The organism is Pseudanabaena sp. lw0831 (assembly GCF_016584665.1).
Classification (GTDB): Bacteria; Cyanobacteriota; Cyanobacteriia; order Pseudanabaenales; family Pseudanabaenaceae; genus Pseudanabaena.
Genome location: NZ_BBJB01000114.1, coordinates 19,277 through 36,542, shown reverse-complemented (window position 1 = coordinate 36,542; position 17,266 = coordinate 19,277). Strand labels below are relative to the sequence as shown.

The 17,266-nt window shown below is 42.9% G+C and carries 19 protein-coding genes and 1 tRNA gene; 10 read left to right on the top strand and 10 right to left on the bottom strand.

The features are described from left to right. Nucleotides 1-26: 26 nt before the first annotated feature. Nucleotides 27-1,361 (bottom strand): pitrilysin family protein, encoded by a 1,335-nt coding sequence (locus APA_RS23345; protein WP_201324617.1) that lies wholly within the window; start codon nt 1,359-1,361, stop codon nt 27-29. A gap of 87 nt (nt 1,362-1,448) precedes the next feature. Continuing rightward, the gene (locus APA_RS23340) at nt 1,449-2,456 is read right to left on the bottom strand and encodes a hypothetical protein (RefSeq protein WP_201324616.1); all 1,008 of its coding nucleotides are present in this window, start codon (nt 2,454-2,456) and stop codon (nt 1,449-1,451) included. Nucleotides 2,457-2,781: 325 nt separating this feature from the next. Between APA_RS23340 and APA_RS23335 the strand changes: the two genes are divergently transcribed. Next, nucleotides 2,782-3,414: a Uma2 family endonuclease gene (locus tag APA_RS23335; protein ID WP_201324615.1), complete on the top strand. Its 633-nt coding sequence runs from the start codon at nt 2,782-2,784 to the stop codon at nt 3,412-3,414. On the opposite strand, the gene APA_RS23330 is transcribed toward APA_RS23335, so the two are convergent. Beyond that, complete coding sequence (locus APA_RS23330; protein ID WP_201324614.1) at nt 3,411-4,610, bottom strand: class I SAM-dependent rRNA methyltransferase; 1,200 nt, start codon at nt 4,608-4,610, stop codon at nt 3,411-3,413. The genes APA_RS23335 and APA_RS23330 overlap by 4 nt on opposite strands. Nucleotides 4,611-4,812: 202 nt before the next feature. On the opposite strand from APA_RS23330, the gene APA_RS23325 reads away from it, so the two are divergent. Continuing rightward, nucleotides 4,813-5,274, top strand: a complete 462-nt coding sequence (locus APA_RS23325; protein WP_103669249.1) for a Fur family transcriptional regulator — start codon at nt 4,813-4,815, stop codon at nt 5,272-5,274. A gap of 74 nt (nt 5,275-5,348) precedes the next feature. Here the strand turns inward: APA_RS23325 and APA_RS23320 are convergent, their stop codons facing one another. Next, nucleotides 5,349-5,795: an SRPBCC family protein gene (locus APA_RS23320; protein ID WP_201324613.1), complete on the bottom strand. Its 447-nt coding sequence runs from the start codon at nt 5,793-5,795 to the stop codon at nt 5,349-5,351. 219 nt (nt 5,796-6,014) lie between these two features. Here APA_RS23320 and APA_RS23315 point away from each other — a divergent pair, with 219 nt between their 5' ends. From APA_RS23315 to APA_RS23290, 6 genes are all read left to right on the top strand, one after another. After that, nucleotides 6,015-7,040, top strand: a complete 1,026-nt coding sequence (locus APA_RS23315) for a rod shape-determining protein (RefSeq protein ID WP_094534891.1) — start codon at nt 6,015-6,017, stop codon at nt 7,038-7,040. 11 nt (nt 7,041-7,051) lie between these two features. Then, nucleotides 7,052-7,786, top strand: a complete 735-nt coding sequence (gene mreC, locus APA_RS23310; RefSeq protein ID WP_201324612.1) for a rod shape-determining protein MreC — start codon at nt 7,052-7,054, stop codon at nt 7,784-7,786. Between the two features lie 28 nt (nt 7,787-7,814). Next, a complete protein-coding gene (gene mreD, locus APA_RS23305; RefSeq protein ID WP_201324611.1) occupies nt 7,815-8,360 on the top strand; it encodes a rod shape-determining protein MreD in 546 nt (181 codons plus the stop codon). 46 nt (nt 8,361-8,406) lie between these two features. After that, entirely contained in the window at nt 8,407-9,876 is a 1,470-nt protein-coding gene (locus APA_RS23300; RefSeq protein ID WP_201324610.1) for an inorganic phosphate transporter, read from the top strand. Nucleotides 9,877-10,051: 175 nt separating this feature from the next. Further along, nucleotides 10,052-10,741, top strand: coding sequence for a ribulose-phosphate 3-epimerase (gene rpe / locus APA_RS23295; protein ID WP_201324609.1), 690 nt, complete (start codon nt 10,052-10,054; stop codon nt 10,739-10,741). A 159-nt stretch (nt 10,742-10,900) separates the two neighbouring features. Beyond that, complete coding sequence (locus APA_RS23290; protein WP_201324608.1) at nt 10,901-11,797, top strand: CoB--CoM heterodisulfide reductase iron-sulfur subunit B family protein; 897 nt, start codon at nt 10,901-10,903, stop codon at nt 11,795-11,797. Nucleotides 11,798-11,836: 39 nt separating this feature from the next. On the opposite strand, the gene APA_RS23285 is transcribed toward APA_RS23290, so the two are convergent. Further along, nucleotides 11,837-11,918 (bottom strand) — tRNA-Leu (locus tag APA_RS23285). 179 nt (nt 11,919-12,097) lie between these two features. On the opposite strand from APA_RS23285, the gene APA_RS23280 reads away from it, so the two are divergent. Both APA_RS23280 and APA_RS23275 read left to right on the top strand, forming a co-directional pair. Then, on the top strand, nt 12,098-12,493 hold the full coding sequence (locus tag APA_RS23280) for a hypothetical protein (RefSeq protein ID WP_103669244.1): 396 nt from the start codon (nt 12,098-12,100) through the stop codon (nt 12,491-12,493). A 141-nt stretch (nt 12,494-12,634) separates the two neighbouring features. Continuing rightward, nucleotides 12,635-13,081 carry a tRNA (cytidine(34)-2'-O)-methyltransferase gene (locus tag APA_RS23275; RefSeq protein ID WP_201324607.1) on the top strand — a complete coding sequence of 149 codons (447 nt, stop codon included), beginning with the start codon at nt 12,635-12,637 and terminating at the stop codon, nt 13,079-13,081. A 39-nt stretch (nt 13,082-13,120) separates the two neighbouring features. Here the strand turns inward: APA_RS23275 and APA_RS23270 are convergent, their stop codons facing one another. The 5 genes from APA_RS23270 to APA_RS23250 all read right to left on the bottom strand — a co-directional run bounded on the left by APA_RS23270 (nt 13,121) and on the right by APA_RS23250 (nt 17,266). Next, the gene (locus APA_RS23270; RefSeq protein ID WP_201324606.1) at nt 13,121-14,500 is read right to left on the bottom strand and encodes an OB-fold nucleic acid binding domain-containing protein; all 1,380 of its coding nucleotides are present in this window, start codon (nt 14,498-14,500) and stop codon (nt 13,121-13,123) included. A 70-nt stretch (nt 14,501-14,570) separates the two neighbouring features. Further along, entirely contained in the window at nt 14,571-14,921 is a 351-nt protein-coding gene (locus APA_RS23265) for an STAS domain-containing protein (protein ID WP_094536281.1), read from the bottom strand. Next, entirely contained in the window at nt 14,918-15,361 is a 444-nt protein-coding gene (locus APA_RS23260; RefSeq protein ID WP_201324605.1) for an ATP-binding protein, read from the bottom strand. Before APA_RS23260 ends, APA_RS23265 begins: the two co-directional genes overlap by 4 nt. Before the next feature lie 206 nt (nt 15,362-15,567). Next, a complete protein-coding gene (locus APA_RS23255) occupies nt 15,568-16,368 on the bottom strand; it encodes an ABC transporter permease (RefSeq protein WP_201324604.1) in 801 nt (266 codons plus the stop codon). Next, nucleotides 16,361-17,266, bottom strand: a complete 906-nt coding sequence (locus APA_RS23250; RefSeq protein ID WP_201324603.1) for an ABC transporter permease — start codon at nt 17,264-17,266, stop codon at nt 16,361-16,363. Before APA_RS23250 ends, APA_RS23255 begins: the two co-directional genes overlap by 8 nt.

Below are 17,266 nucleotides of genomic sequence, written 5' to 3'. Positions count from 1 at the left end.
TGGCATTTCAATAAAGCGACTACTATTTAGGGTTTGACAATCAAAATTCCGTAAGCATCAGGATTGAGGTACTTGCGAACAGCGGCTTGGATGTCCTCTTTGGTGATGGATTTCATGAGATCGGGATAGTTTAAAGCTGGCTCTAGCGAACCAACAATGCGATCGTAATAGCCATAAATTCCTGCGCGTTCTTTCGGTGATTCATTGCCAAAGATAAAACGATTGCTGACTTGAGTACGAATTTTGGCTAGTTCCTCATCAGTGACAGGCGTTTCATGCAATTTGAGGATATGTTCACGAATTGCTTGCTCGACGATCGCCACATCTTCTACGTTCAACTTGGCAAATACTTGGAATGTACCTTGCCAACGCATCGCCGAATTACTCACTGAAATGCGATCGACAATGCGTCGATTTTCTCGCAAATCCTGCACCATCCGCGAAGTACGCCCACTGCCGAGAACATTCGCCAAAATACTCAAGGGATAGGTTTCCGATAAGTCCCGCAAACTGGAGACGCGCCAACTCATGCTCAGTCGCGCTTGCTTAAGACTAGGATCGGTCACTTCCCGCCGCACAATAGACTCAAAAGGCTTTTCTGGTGTAAAGGATTTTGGTGTAGGCTTATCGGCGATCGCCTTCTCTTCATTTTGCGGCTCAAAATAATCCGCAATCACACCGATCATCTCGCTGACAGGTAAATTGCCAACCACAGCGATCGTCATATTTTGTGGCGCATACCATTGGCGATGAAACGATCGCATTTGCTCAGAAGTGACGTTTTCAATCACATCTACGGGACCAAGAACCGCACGACGATAGGGTAACCGATCATAGACCAACTCGGAAATATGCCGATAAATACGGCGATCGGGATTATCTTCACTGCGACGAATTTCTTCTAACACCACATGCCGTTCACGCTGAAACTCTTCATCGGGAATACTTGCCTTCAGCACGATATCTAATTGCAAAGGCGCAAGCTTGGCAAAGTCCTTGGGAGCAACATTGATATAAAAATGTGTATAGTCCTGACTAGTTGCCGCATTGGTATTACCACCATGAGACTCGATCGCCTGTTCAAATTCTCCTAAACCAAGGCGCTCGCTACCTTTAAAAACCATGTGTTCTAGGAAATGCGCCATACCGTTAATGTCATCGCTCTCAACAGCAGAGCCAACATCAACCCAAATACTAAGGTTGACCGCATCAACGGGAACCTGTTCGGCAATAATCTTGATCCCATTGGGGAGAATATGTTGAGTGGGCGCAGTGGATACAGACGCTTTTGTAGCTAGATCATTGAGAGCATGATCGGTCACAGCTACATCTAACCGACGCGGAACGACGATCGCTGGCATGGCAAATTTAAAGTTTTTACTAAATTTTAAAATAAAAAGCGCTTTTATATTCAATCCGAGGTGATGCAATGCACCACCTCGCAAAACTTACAATCTTTCTAGTGTCTGCAATTTGTAATAAGCTTCTCGCAGTTGCAAGCTAGAAGTATCTTCTAGCATAGCAGCAAAATCATAGGACTCTTGGTAAGCAGCGCGTGATTTTGGCAGATTTCCAAAAGATAAGTACAAATCACCCAAATATCGTTGCACGATCGCGGCTGTTTCGCGATCGCCCATTACCAAAGCCAAGCTAGATCGATTTTGCAATAATTCCTCGATCCGATAAAAGTTAGGGACTTCGAGATAAGCGGCAATCAGGCGATCACTTGCTACTGCCATCAGTGGATAATTGCGATATTGGCGAGCGATCGTCAGAGCCATGCCATAGTCTGTGATCGCCGCTTTGTAATTATCCAACGCCATTAAGCTGTCACCGCTATTAACGTAGACATAGCCTTCACCGATCGCTTCACGGATGGGATATTGTTTGATCGATGCGTAATAAAGCTTGATTGCCGCCATATGATCGCCATAGCGCCCTGCAATTAGCCCTTTGTTATTCAAGGCGATCGCCGTATTCAGTCCTTGATCATTTTGAATAGCCAGATCAAGGGTTTCTTTGTTGAGTTGCGCGGCTGATTCCAGTTTGTTTTGGGCAATCTCAAAACTTACTAAGTTATTTGAGCTTTCTAACTTAGCGCCATTATCCTTCAGGGTATTAGCATAACGGATTCTTTGACGAGTCGTGTCTTGAGCCGCATTAGCCGCCCCCATCATTTCATAGGCATCACTCACCCGCGCCAAAGTGTAGGAAATCGCAGATTGATCATTGACGCGGCGGTAATAACCGATCGCATAGAGCCAAGTCTTAATTGCTTCGCGATGTTTGCCATCCTTGAGTTGACCATAGCCAAGATCGAGCAAGCGATCGGCTTCATCTCGAACTGAACGATTTGCGGGGTTGACGGTTGCTTGTTGGGCCTGAGTTGGCATCGGCACGACGATCGCTCCCACAACTGCCGCTAAGATTGTTGCTCCTAGACTTGCAACGGACATTTTCTGACGCTTTCTATACATATCCCTACATCCTCACCAAAAAGGTGCACACATTGTAGCGACATAAAAGCAATTTTCTCTAGAAGTTTTCCGACATTTTCTGACATTTGTACAATTAAGGGAACTCCAAGGAAAAAATGATCCATATAAAACCCAAAAACATGGCGGTGGGCGTAGCCCACCGCCATGTTTTTGGGTTCAATTATTTTAGTGTAATTCCTTAAAGCCGCAAAGTGCGTTGCTTCGCACTTTGCGGCTTTAATTGTACTAGGGAGTCTTTGATAGGGGTTTGATATAATTTAGACTACGCATTTTGAGGAAATCTATGATTACACTCACTCAACCAAAATCTGGCTCAGAACTAGAACAAAAACTAGATCTAAGTTTTGATAAATTTTTGGAGCAATGTCCTGAAGATGGTCGCTATGAACTTGTGGATGGCAAAATGGTAAAAATTTTAGCAACCAGAATTCACTACGATGTTGCGGGATTAATCATGGATGCAATCAAGGATGAGGTCAAGCGACTTCAGTTAAACTATGTAGTCAATGATGTTGCTGCGGTGTTAACCATAAATAAAAAAGGTAAAGAACAGGGCAGACATCCAGATGTAAGTGTAATTAATCGAGATGTTTGGCGGAGCGATCGCCAAAATCATCGAGGTATTCGCGAACCAATTCAGATTGCTGTTGAGGTGGTGTCTACCAATTGGGAAGATGATTACATTGATAAACTCGCAGAATACGAACGTTTAGGGATTCCTGAGTATTGGATTGTTGATTATTTAGCGATCGGTTCTCGCGACTATCTAGGCGATCCTAAGATCCCATCTGTTTTCATATTTACCTTAGATACAGAAGGTAAGTACCAAATGACAAGGTTTCAAAACGGCGTTCGCCTAGTTTCGCCAACCTTTCCAGAATTAAATCTTACTGTTGAGAAAATTATGGCTGCTTAGTTAACGCTCAAAACTAAGCCCTTAAGATACGCGCCTTCTGGATGAAAAATACTCGTAGGATGATCCGCAGGATGCGTTAGATGATGTAAAACTTGAATCGTTCGACCTGACTCGATCGCCGCCGCCGTCACCGCCCCTGTAAAATTCTCTACATTCACCACCTGCGAACAGGAGAATGTAAACAATAAACCACCGCTTTTTAATTTAGAAAATGCCTGTAAATTCAATCGTTTATAGGCTTGCATCGCGGCATGTCGCGCCGACAAGCTTTTAGCAAAAGCAGGAGGATCAAGCACGATCGCATCGTAATCCTGATCGCATTGCTTCAGAAAATCAAATACATCGCCTGCGAAAGACGTATGGGTCGCCTGACGCTCAGCATCAAAATTCGCAGCAATATTCCGATCTGTCCATTCCATCGCCTTCACAGAGCTATCGATCGAATGCACTTCTCGCGCACCCGCCGCCATTGCATACACCGAAAATCCGCCCGAATAGCAAAAAGTATTTAAAACTTTTTTACCTGTGGCATACTTGCCAAACAAGCGTCGATTTTCACGTTGATCCAAGAAAAATCCAGTTTTTTGACCTCTTTCCCAATCAACAATAAAACGATGTCCATATTCCAGAACCTCGGCACTATCAGCAGATTTCTCGCCGATCAATAAACCATCTTGAGACTGCGTTTGTGATTTGCGTGAAAGCGTCGCCGAGCTTTTGTCGTAAACGGCAAGTAAGCGATCGCCATAAATTTCTTTCAATATCTCCGCAATATCCTGACGATAGCGATAGGTTCCCAATGAATGACATTGCAAAACCGCCGTGCCACCATAAACATCAATAATTAACCCTGCTAAACCATCCCCTTCAGAATTAATCAATCGATAGCAATTTGTCTCTGGATTATCGATTAATCCTAGTTGCTTTCTTAAAGTAAATGCTTGCTGTAGGCGATCGCGAAGCAACTGCTGCATCGACTCAACAGGCTGAAACGATAACACCTTAATCGCAATGCTACCCATTCCCCACAAGCCGATCGCTAAAAACTTGCCATCTTCGCTATAGGCTTCTACTAGGTCACCATCACTGACTTCCCCTTGCATTTTCGCGATCGCGCCCGAAAAAATCCAAGGATGGAAACGCTGAACCGCATCGACTTTTTTACGATGAATAATCGCACGGGGCAACGATGACATGGCTAATAACTTCTAAGTAGGATAGGGTGCTAAACATAACATAGAAAGGAGTAGGACGGGCAATGCCCACTCTAATTCGCATCAAACCCAATATTGTTGTCAGCGCCTACGGCGCTGACAACAATATTGGGTTTGATGCGAATTGATGCTCTGCTAATGACATTTATGTTATTCTCAAGAAGCTATCGTTATTGATAATGCTATGACTTCTGCGGAGCCTACCTATTCACCTGAGGCCCTCAAGGCTGAACTAAATTCAAAGGGTTGTCGCATGACACCGCAGCGCGAGGTGATCTTAAGTACATTTCAAACCCTGCCTGAAGGTGAACATCTCAGTGCAGAAGATCTTTACGAACGGTTAAAAGCGCAAGGTGAAAATATTAGTCTTTCGACAATTTATCGCACTGTGAAAATGATGGCAAGAATGGGGATTTTACGTGAGTTAGAACTCACGGAAGATCACAAACATTATGAAATTAATCAACCCAAGCCTCACCATCACCACCATTTAGTCTGCGTCAAAACTAACCGTGTTATTGAATTCAAAAACGATCAGATTCTCACGATTAGTAAAAAAGTTGCTGACAAGTATGGCTTCTCAGTCCTAGATTGCCAACTCACAATTATTGGGGTCAGTCCTGAAGGACAGCGATCAATCTTTTAAATATTGAAAGAAGCGCAAAGTGCTTCTATACAAGACCAGTTAAATAAAAAAGAGCGCTTTGCGCTCTTTTTTATTTAACTGGTCTTAGCAAAATCTTCTTGGGCATAAATTCTGAATCTGTCTAAATCAGCCTGCAAAGTGGACTCAACAACTTGCCCCAAAAACAAATTATCCATAATTTGCCCGATCGCAGGAATCGCATAGGCAATGCTTAACTTCACAATCGTCATATTATTAGGGCGACCATAAAACCTCACAGCCCCACGATTTGGCAAGCCACCAATCGATTCCCACTGAATAATTTGATTGGGAATTTGTTTGAGAATACGTGACTTCCAAGTAAAAGTTAAGCCGTTTGTGCCGAGTTTCCATGCTGATATTTCAGGATCGGCAGTGACTACCACAGAGTCAATCCACTTCATCCAACGGGGCATAGCCTGTAAATCTGACCACAACGACCATGCATATTCCACGGGAATAGCTACTTCAGTTTGGACGGTATGTTCGAGCCAATCACTCATTGGATAATCGTTAAATTGTTACAAAGTTTTGCCAGACCTAACTATCATAACAAAATGCTCCCTCCAAACCAAAGTCAAAAGCATTGCTTTGCAATGCTTTTGACTTTGGTTTGGAAATACAAGACTTTCGGAGTAGGCAAAAAGACTAGACTAAGTGACAACAATCGTAATAAAATGTTAAGAATGTATAGCTAGTTTGACCACTGGAAGAGTTTTACTGTGGGTTTATTACGCCATTTTACGAAAGACATCGGCATTGATCTCGGTACTGCCAACACACTTATTTATGTGTCTGGTGAAGGTATTGTGCTTCAAGAGCCATCAGTTGTAGCGATCGATCAACGAGATAAGACCGCCTATGCGGTCGGAAATGAAGCTAACAAAATGATCGGTCGCACCCCTGGTGACATCATTGCGGTGCGTCCCCTTAAAGACGGAGTGATTGCTGACTTTGACTCGGCTGAGTTGATGCTACGTTCATTCATTCAGAAAGTTAAAAAAGGCGTTTTTAATCCTCGCATCGCGATCGGCATTCCCAGTGGCGTAACAGGCGTGGAATGGCGTGCCGTTATGGATGCAGCTCGTCGCGCTGGAGCAAGTGAAGTTTACCCAATTGATGAGCCGATCGCTGCGGCGATCGGGGCTGGATTACCTGTAACTGAAGCCACAGGTAACATGATCATTGACATCGGTGGTGGTACTACCGAAGTTGCGGTGATGAGTTTACAGGGGATAGTATTGAGTGAGTCGGTGCGTGTTGCAGGTGACGAGCTCAGCGAAGCAATCATGAAATACATGAAGACTGTACATAACCTCGTTGTTGGGGAACGGACTTCAGAAGAAATCAAAATCAAAATTGGTTCAGCTTATCCGATTAAAGAAGAGACTTCGATGGAGGTCAGAGGCTTACACCTACTATCGGGCTTACCTCGCACGGTCACCGTGAAATCTTCAGAAATTCGTGAGAGCATGAGTGAACCACTCTCAGTGATCATTGAAGCTGTAAAGCGTACCCTAGAGCGCACACCGCCCGAACTAGCTGCCGATATTATCGATCGTGGCATCATGTTGGCTGGTGGTGGAGCAATGCTGAATGGTATCGACACCTTGATTAGTCACGAAACAGGAATTATCACTCACATCGCCCCAGCCCCCTTGGACTGTGTGGTAATCGGTGCTGGTCGCGTCCTAGAAGATTATAAGAATCTGGGTCGAGTCCTCACCAGCCGCTTGAAAAGTTTATAGGTAAATTTTTCATGGATTCAATCCGTAGTTGGTGGGAGCGCTATCGCTTTCAGACTGTAGTTGTTACGGCTGGGATTGGTTTGGCTTGGTTAATCCGTCAAACTCAGGGCGTAGCAATTATGGAAACTTATCAGTTTCTGAGCCGCCCTTTCCAATCAAATGTATCTAAGCAAGAAATATTGCAAGATGCTCAAGTACGTGAACTCCGCTATCGCCTAACTGAGCTAGAGTCACAAAATCAGCGCATGAAAGAACTTTTGAAGGTAAAAGTATCTTCTAATGGTTCTGGCGTTTGGGCGGCTGTAATTGGTCGTGGTGCTGACTCTTGGTGGAATCAAATTTTAATAGGCAAGGGGAGTAATGATGGCATTAAGTCTGGGGCATATGTGATTGCACCAGGCGGATTAGTGGGACGGGTGACCCATGTATCACCAAATAGTAGTCAAATTTTGCTAATCAGTGATCCTAATAGTCAAGTTGGTGTTGTTATTAGTCGCAGCCGCATTAGTGGAATGCTCAAAGGGCAAAGCCAAAATATAGCGACTCTAGAATTTTTTGAGCGCGATCCAGATGTAAAAGTAGGAGATATTGTTAGTACTTCGCAATTTAGTACCCTATTTCCTGAAAATCTACCTGTTGGTAGGATTAAATCTATAAATCTCGATAAGCAACCTGCACCTGAGGCAGTTGTTGAGTTTTCAACCCCTCTGGGATTACTCGATTACGTTGAGGTATATCCTTTTTAAGAGAGGCGATAACCCATTCAAAAAAATAATGCTTGAGCGCAAGGTTCCTTTATCAAAAAAGTTTTTAAACTGGGCGGTAACCATTGGGTCACTGCTAATTTGCATTTTATCGATGTATACCAGATTCCCAGGCATGACTTTGATGGGAATTGCCCCTAACTGGTTGCTAATTTGGCTAGTGGCTTGGAGTGTCAATCGTCCTGTATTGTTGTCGGTGATGGTGGGTATCGCGCTGGGATTTATACAGGACGGCATGACTTTTTCAGGCATGATTATTGCGCCAACTCATGCTTTGGGTCTAGCGATCGCTGGTGGGCTTACCTCACTTTTGCAAAAGCAGCGATATGTGCAAGAGGACTTTATTTCGATCGCTTTAATTGTGTTTGGAATGGCAGTAATTGTCGAGACTATACATGCGGTGCAACTGACTGTCATGGGAGCAGGCATGGATAATGTTTGGACTTTACAACAACGGATTGCACTTAGTTCCGCAATTTTGAGTAGCTTGTGGTCACCTGTAATTTACTTTCCTCTCAGCCGTTGGTGGCGATCGCTAGAAAAACAAGAAGATTGATTTTAATTCCTGAGCTTTGCTCAGGAATTAAAAAAATAGTAAAAAAATGGAATATCTATTTTTAGGCTTCGCGATCGCCTTAGTCATCGGCTTTGAGTTTGTGAATGGATTTCACGACACGGCTAATGCTGTAGCGACAGTTATTTATACAAATTCTTTAAAACCTACTTATGCAGTCGTCTGGTCAGGAATTTGCAATTTATTGGGCGTGATCACTTCAAGTGGGGTAGTTGCTTTCTCGATCGTGGCTTTATTACCAGTAGAGTTACTTGTTAGCAAAGAATCAAGCCAAAGTTTGATTATGGTTTTGGCTTTATTAACTTCGGCAATCATTTGGAATTTAGGAACTTGGTATTTGGGATTACCCATATCGAGTACACACTCCTTAATTGGCTCAATTTTGGGAATAGGTTTAGCTAATTCTGTCTTATCCACAGAAAATAATTGGTGGGATGGCGTAAATTGGATAAAAATGCAGGAAGTGCTAATTTCTCTATTGATTTCACCATTGATCGGATTTTGTGGAGCCGCAATATTATTTATAATCGCCAAATTTCTGATTAAGCAAGAAAATCTCTATACTGCGCCAACAGAAGAAGCTCCATCTTTGGGGATTAGGGCAATGTTAATTTTGACCTGTACGGGTGTCAGCTTTGCCCATGGCTCTAATGATGGACAGAAAGGAATGGGCTTAATGATGCTGGTTTTAGTGATTTTATTGCCAAGTATTTTCTCTTTAAATATGCATACTAGTCCTCAAGCGATCGCGCAATTAGTTGCTACATCACAAGCGGCTATTCCAGTTTTAGAATCACAGATCCGTGGAAATTCGATTCACAATCAATTGTTTGCGAATAGTCAAAGTGAGCTTACTAATTTCTTAAAACCGCAAGGGCAATTAGATGAAAATATTTGGCGATCGCTCGCTTCTGAAAGTCAGTTAATAGGCAAGATTTTATCAATAAGTAGTGATTTTATGGATATAGCCGAGAGCGATCGCAATCAAATTAGAACTGATATTTACCTTGTGGCTAATACTATTACTAAATTAGAAAATCAACAAAAATTAGCTAATCTTGATCAGCAATCTTTACTAATTGACTATCGAAATCAATTAGATAAAACTACCAAATTCATTCCCTTTTGGGTGAAGATTACAATTGCGCTTGCGCTTGGCTCAGGAACAATGATTGGATGGAAGCGCGTTGTCATTACTGTTGGTGAAAAAATTGGTAAAGAGCCTCTTAACTATGCTCAAGGTGCGATCGCGGAGTTAATCACCATGACCACAATCGTTACAGCCGATTATTTCGGATTGCCCGTTAGTACCACCCATATACTTTCATCGGGTATTGCTGGATCGATGGTAGCCAATCGGTCTGGTGTACAGAGCGATACTTTAAAAAACTTGCTACTAGCTTGGTTGTTAACATTACCAGTTTGTATTCTGCTTGGATTTGGGACATATACTATTAGTCTATTTGCAGTTCATCAGTTTTCAAATACCTTGGCTTAATAAAAATTAAAACCCAAAAATGATGATTCGCCCGCTTCGCGGGCGAATCATCATTTTTGGGTTTTAATTGATCAAAACTGCTAAATTTAATTAATAATTAAGGTAAGACTGTAGTTAAAACTACTTTTATCTGCTGTTTTTCAGATCTTTATAAAGCTAAGCCCCCGTAAATCATATGCCTAAAAAGTCCACAGTTATTTCCCCTTCAATCTTGTCTGCTGACTTTAGCCGTTTAGGTGACGACATTCGTGCAGTTGATGCGGCGGGTGCAGATTGGATTCACGTTGATGTTATGGATGGACACTTTGTTCCAAACATCACGATTGGACCCTTGATCGTTTCCGCGATTCGTCCTGTGACGACCAAAATTTTAGATGTGCATTTGATGATTACTGAGCCAGAAAGATATGTGGCTGACTTTGCAAAGGCTGGTGCAGATATCATCACCGTTCATGCAGAGCATACCGCTTGCCCTCACTTACATCGCAATCTTTGCCAAATCAAGGAACTCGGTAAACTTGCTGGCGTTTCCCTCAATCCTTCGACTCCCTTAAGCTTTATTGAGTATGTTCTCGATCTTTGCGATTTGGTTTTGATCATGAGTGTGAACCCTGGCTTTGGTGGTCAAAGCTTTATTCCTAACGTAATTCCTAAAATCGCCAAGTTGCGTCAAATGTGTGACGATCGCGGACTCGATCCTTGGATCGAAGTTGATGGTGGTCTGAAGGCGAATAACACTTGGCAAGTTTTGGAAGCTGGTGCTAATGCGATCGTGGCTGGTTCGGCAGTATTTAATGCTCCTGACTATGCTGAAGCAATCAAAGGTATTCGCAACAGCAAGCGTCCTGAGCTTGTCACTGCCTAACTAATAAAAAAGAGAGGCGGCGCAAAGAGCCGCCTTAAACCGCAAAAGATATAATGCCCGCGCAGCGGGCATTATATCTTTTGCGGTTTTATGTTTAATTGTGCATAGCTACTTACCTATAATTGAAAGCACAAGGGAAAGATTTTGTGATCAAGAGAAATGACAGAAACTAAAGCATTGAAATACGCTTATTATTCAGGATGCGTTGCCAAAGGTGCTTGCAAAGAGCTACATGCATCAACAACCGCGATCGCACAAGCCTTAGGAATTGAACTCGTTGAATTGCATAAGGCAACCTGCTGTGGTTCTGGCACATTCAAGGAAACCGACGAACTGATGGAGGATGTAATCAATGCCCGTAATATTTCTCTTGCCGAAGAATTAAATCTCACCGTGATGACGCAATGTAGCACCTGTCAGGGTGTACTCGGTCGCGTCAACGATAAACTCAAAAGCTCAGACACCACTCGCAAAGACGAAGTAAATGCGCTCCTGAATACACAAGGACATGATTTCCAAGGTTCTACCGAGGTTTTGCATTTACTCTGGGTTCTAATCCGCGACTATGGTTTAGAAAAGCTCGCAACTAAAGTAACTCGATCATTAGCTAATCTTAAATGTGCTGCCTTCTATGGCTGTTACCTGTTGCGATCGCAAACAGTTACTCGCTTCGATGATCCCTTCAAGCCCGAATCTCTAGAAAATATCTTTCGTACTGTTGGTGCAACTCCTGTCTATTACGAAGGTCGCGTGCAATGCTGCGGCTGGCCGATTTCCAGCTATGCGCCCAAAGAATCTTTCTCGATGGCAGGACGACATTTGACCGCCGCGATCGCCGCAGGAGCAGATTGTATTGTCACGCCATGCCCTCTTTGTCATCTCAATCTCGATTCGCGCCAACCTGAAGTTGAAAGCGTAATTGGGCAAAAACTTGGCATCCCGATTTTGCACTTACCACAATTGATAGGATTAGCGATCGGCATCGAACCCAAAGTACTTGGCTTAGATCACCACATTGTTTCCACGAGTTCAGTCTTACAAAAAATTTCCATATAAAAAAGAGTTCTCACAAAATGAGAACTCTTTTTTATTTTATGGGCAAAGAGAGAATCGAACTCTCATGACCGAAGTCGTCAGATTTTGAGTCTGATGCGTCTACCAATTCCGCCACTCGCCCTTTTTTCAAGACTTATATTCTACAACAAGAATGGTGCATCTTGTCAAATATTTTTTGATGTTTTTGTGGTGATCGCCCGACCTCTATCCTTTTGGTAATTGCGATCGCGATCGCTATGATGCTTAGATTGAGACACTCTGTGAAGTACATCTCATTTAATTATCTCGATATATTTATCAATGGCAAAGTTAGAGCGTTTAATCATGTTGGCGGAAGATGAGTTAGTGCAATACAGCACCAATGCTCGCAAAATCGAAAAACTTCGCCAAAAAATCGGTCTATCTCTCAACAAAGCCGAACAAAAACAAGCAAAATCTGAGTTAGTCGCAGCAATGCCAACCGACGACATTAGCAAAATAGTAGAAAAAAATCGTCAGACTGTCTCTTTACCTTTTTGGGGTATCGCTGGACTGGGGTTACTTTTAGGGATATCGATGGAGCAACCCTTAGATTTTATTGCCACAATTGTTGGTACAGGGGCTGCGATCGCCTTGCAAAAATGGGGCTGGAAACTCCAAGCCAAGCGTCTAGTTCTACAAACCCTAGAAGACATTGAAGAGCGAGCTAAAGTGTAATAAAACAGCAATTCTCATTATGCAACCGATTTTGATAATGAGAAATGCTGGTAATAAAAAGAATTACGGCATGAAGTGCCGCAATTCTTTTATATTTAAAGACTGTGCTAACAACGCAGTCTTTAAATATATCCATAGTCAATGCTACAAGTCGCTCTCATCTATCCTGAAATCCCACCTAATACTGGCAACATCGCTCGTACCTGTGCGGCAACGAACACACATTTGCATCTGGTAGAGCCTTTAGGCTTTGAAATTAGCGATCGCCAACTTAAACGCGCAGGTATAGACTATTGGGAATATGTGAACGTAACTGTACATCCCAATATTGAATCTTTGCGCGAAGTCTCAAAAGGAGGACGATGGATTTGCTTTAGTGCGCGTGGTTCACAAAGCTTCCGAGAATTTCAATACCAAGATGGTGACTGGCTCCTATTTGGCAGTGAATCAAGCGGATTGCCCGAAGAGATCATTGCCAACAATCCATCTGTCCAGATTCCTATGGAACACCCTAAAGTTCGTAGTCTTAATCTATCGGTGAGTGCGGCTCTTGGCTTATTTGAAGCCAGGCGGCAATTAGGAATATAAATATAAAAGAAGAGAGGCTTTTTGCGACTCTCTCTTCTTTTAAGTAACTAGCGCGTCGTAAGTTGCTTTGAATCCTGCTTGCAGTAAAGCTTTAACGGCAGTTTCTTCATCTTGCACCCAGAACTGATTGCCTAAGCGAACTAACTTCGGCATATACTCAATCGCCGCAATTACAGGGATTTTATTAGAAGTATCAGGTTCATTTCTACCATAATTGGATTTGCCATAGCTAGAGTTGCCATTATTGGTATTGCTGCTATAACTGGGGTTAGGATTTAAAGCTTTTTTGAGTTGTTCCAAAACCTGCCGATCTCTTGCTTGCTCGCGAGTGAGTTCGACCCGTACCATTCGCACTGACTCAATCGGCTGCATATCATCAATAATTAATTGCGTTTGCTCGTCGCGGCGATCAATTTTTCCCCATACCATTAGGCGTTTGTCCTTTTCCATTAGATGCTTAACCTTATCAAAGGTTTTTGGGAAAACAACGGCTTCAGTACTGCCTGTTAAATCTTCGAGCTGCAAAATTGCCATGCGATCGCCTTTTTTCGTGACGACTTCTTTAATTTCCAGAATTAGCGCGATCGCGGTTACTACCTTTGTCTCTAAAGATTCGGGGATATCACAGAGATTAATCGGAGCCATTAATTTTGCTGAACGACTGACCACACTAAGCGGATGATCGGAAATATAAAAACCTAACAGTTCTTTTTCTAGGCGAAGTTTGTCTTGAGAAGAGTAGTCTTGAACGCGGGATGTAGTTGGGGCAGTATCAAAAGTTTTTGTATTACTACTTTCACCAAAGAAATCGAAGATATTACCTTGCCCTGATGCATGCTCCTTAGCGCGTCGCGAAGCCCATTCCATCGTGATCTCAAGATCATTCATTAACTGATGGCGATTTGGCTCTAGTAAATCTAATGCGCCAGTTTGAATTAATGCTTCTAATGCTTTTTTGTTTAGCGATCGCGAATCAAGACGACTACATAAATCCGCCAATGATATAAAAGCCCCCTCTTGACGTGCCTGTAGAATTGCAGAGATCGGTCCTGCACCAAGATTCTTAATCGCGGCTAAGCCAAATAGAATTTGATGTCCACGGGGCGTAAAGTCTTCACCTGAGCTATTTACATCAGGTGGAACAACAGGGATACCCATACTGCGGCAGTTTGCAATATATCGCTGTACCTTATCTTGGTCACCACTGACCGAAGTCAAAAGAGCCGCCATATATTCAACGGGATAATTCGCTTTAAGATATGCTGTTTGATAAGTTACATATCCATAGGCGACGCTATGGGACTTATTAAAGCAATTTGAAGCTATATAGCCTTTATCTAATAAAAAATTATGATCGCGCTCTAAGCCAATGTCGAAGACAGCTTGGACACCTAACGATTTGCGGCTAAGGATTTTCATTTCTATTTCCCAAAACAAAAAACCAATAGACAAAAAACGGCGCGAAGCGCCGTTTTTTGTCTATTGGTTTTTATGGTTCAAAACCTTCTAGTTCAGGCACTTCGGCTACTAAATGTACACCTTGAATATATAAAGAACGACCATATTTGCCGACATTCTCTAGGCGTAACTTACCACCTTGCTTCTTGGCTTGCACTGCCATATCAATTGCTGCACCTACGCCTCTACTGACGATTTTGGTCACTCCTTCAAAATCCAACACGATCGCTGATAATTTGCGGTCAATAAATGGTTGCACGGCTTGTCTGAAATATGGAACCGTGGTTACACTCAAAGCACCATTCAGTTTGAGAATAACTTGATCGCCATCAATCTGTTCGACGATCTTGAGTTCATCTTGTAAAAATGAGGAATGAGTCATGATTGGAGAATGGGTTTGGGGATAGACAGGAACTTACTCATACGGACTGTTGTACCTTGATTGGTAGATTCGATCTCGACCTTATCAACCAGTGCTTTGATCATATGTATACCAAAACCTCCATTTTTGACACCAATCTCGGATATCAAATCAAAATCAGGCGGCGGTACACTATCGATATCAAAACCTGATCCACGATCATGGACTTCTACAATTAGGCTGTTATGTGCCGCGAAAACTACAACTTCTACGTCAAGATCAGATGTACTGTAAAGAACCGCATTAACTAAAGCTTCCGTAAGAGCTTGTACGATATCTTGCACAGCATCAGGATCAAACCCCATTTTTGTAGCGAGTACTTCGACTGCTGCGATGGGAATGTCCTCGATTCCCTCAACGGGTGGAATTGAGATTCGCAGCTTTAAAGGCTTCTCACTCATGGGGAGTCATTCTGTAGCTTTGCTTAGCTTTGCCAGATGTAATATACCACACGTTTTTAACCTATGTTTGCAAAACCAATTAATTTTTGATAAAGCTTTTCAAAAAAATATCACAATTTCCAAATTTTTGATGTCAATTTCAACGGACAAATCTAGATGCTATTTAAGCTTGATTGAAATTAATTATTTGCCATTTCTATCTAGTCCTAATCATGATTACCCCAACTTCTGATTGCTTCTGCGATCGCAGCCATAGAGGCGGAACCAATAATTAGCAAAACACTGAGAGCATTTAATTCGGGGGTAACGCCGCCACTTCGCAGTGACGAGAAAATGGCGATCGGTAACGTGGTTGAGCCAACGCCTGCGGTAAAGTACGCAATTACAAAGTCATCCATACTGAGAATGAATGCGAGAAGACAGCCTGACAAAATCCCGGGTAAAAGCTGTGGCAACAATACGCGCAAAAAAGCTTGAACAGGCGTAGCACCCAGATCAAGCGCAGCTTCTTCGAGTTGGGGATCGATCGTGGCAAGACGACTAGAAACAACTACGGCTACATAAGCTAAGCAAAAAACGATATGGGCAATCACAATCGTGACAAGGCTAAGAGGCAGTTTAATTGCCGCAAAAAATACGAGGGTTGCCACAGCGATCGCAATGTCAGGGACGATCAAAGGTAAATAGGTAGCGCCACGATATAAGCTCTTGCCAGGAAAATAATATCGAGCTAATCCGACTGCTGTGAGCGTGCCTAATATAGCGGAGACTGATACCGCCGTTAGGGCAACACTGAGACTGTTTTTTAGAGCTGCTAGTAGGATTGGGTTCTGGAGAAACTTGGCATACCACTCCCAAGTGAACCCAGTCCATTTTGATGGGGATGGTGATCTGTTGAAGCTAAAAAGTGTCAGAACGGCGATCGGTAAGTACATGTAAAAGAATGCAAGCACCGTATACCAAGTTTGCCAGCGCTTAACAGTTGGCACATTGATTTGATTAGCCATCACTTACCACCCTGCGATCGCCATATTTAATTAGCAAAGCAATCACAATTGTTACTGCCAAAATGAGCACCATACTTAGCGCCGAGCCAAAACCTCGGTTGCTACTTGCGCCCAAAAATTGCAACTCAATAATTGATGCGATCGTACGGCTACCAGGGCCACCTAATAGTTGTGGGTTGATGTAATCGCTAAAACTACTGATCGATACTAGTGAGGCTCCCGCGATAATCCCTGAGGAAACTTGCGGAACCGTAACCTGCCAAAAAGTTTGTTTAGCATTAGCGCCAAGATCGGCTGCTGCCTCAAGTAGACGCAGATCAAGGCGTTCTAGCGAAGTATATAGAACTAAAACCATATAGGGCAAATAAGTGTAAATCATGCCGATGATCACGCCCTCAGCTTTATTCAATACATTGATCCCTGATAGTCCAATGAAATTAAGAAAAGTGTTTAGAACCCCAGTCGGTCGCAAAATTGTAATCCATGCATAGGATCTCAATAGTGATGAAGTCCATAGAGGCAAGACAAATAGAAGCAGCAAAATATTGCGCCAACGCTTGGGAGCAATCACGGCTAGCCAGTAGGCTACAGGAAAGCCCAAGATCAAACAAAATCCTGTAGTGATAACTGCATAAAGCAGCGATCGCCACACGACAACTAGATAGATAAAGTTACCACCAACGTACTCAAATACTCTCTGGTAGTTGTCTAGCCCAAACTCAGTTTTCCCAAGGGGGACAAGGCTCTGAATTAAAATAAAAACTGTTGGAACAATCAAAAATGAGATCAGCCAAAAGCCACTTGGGAACAGCAAAGCTAAAGGCTCTAGCCACTTGGGTCGCCGAACTGATTTTGCGGTGGGGTTAGGGGGAATATCTGAAGTGCTATTCACAGGCAT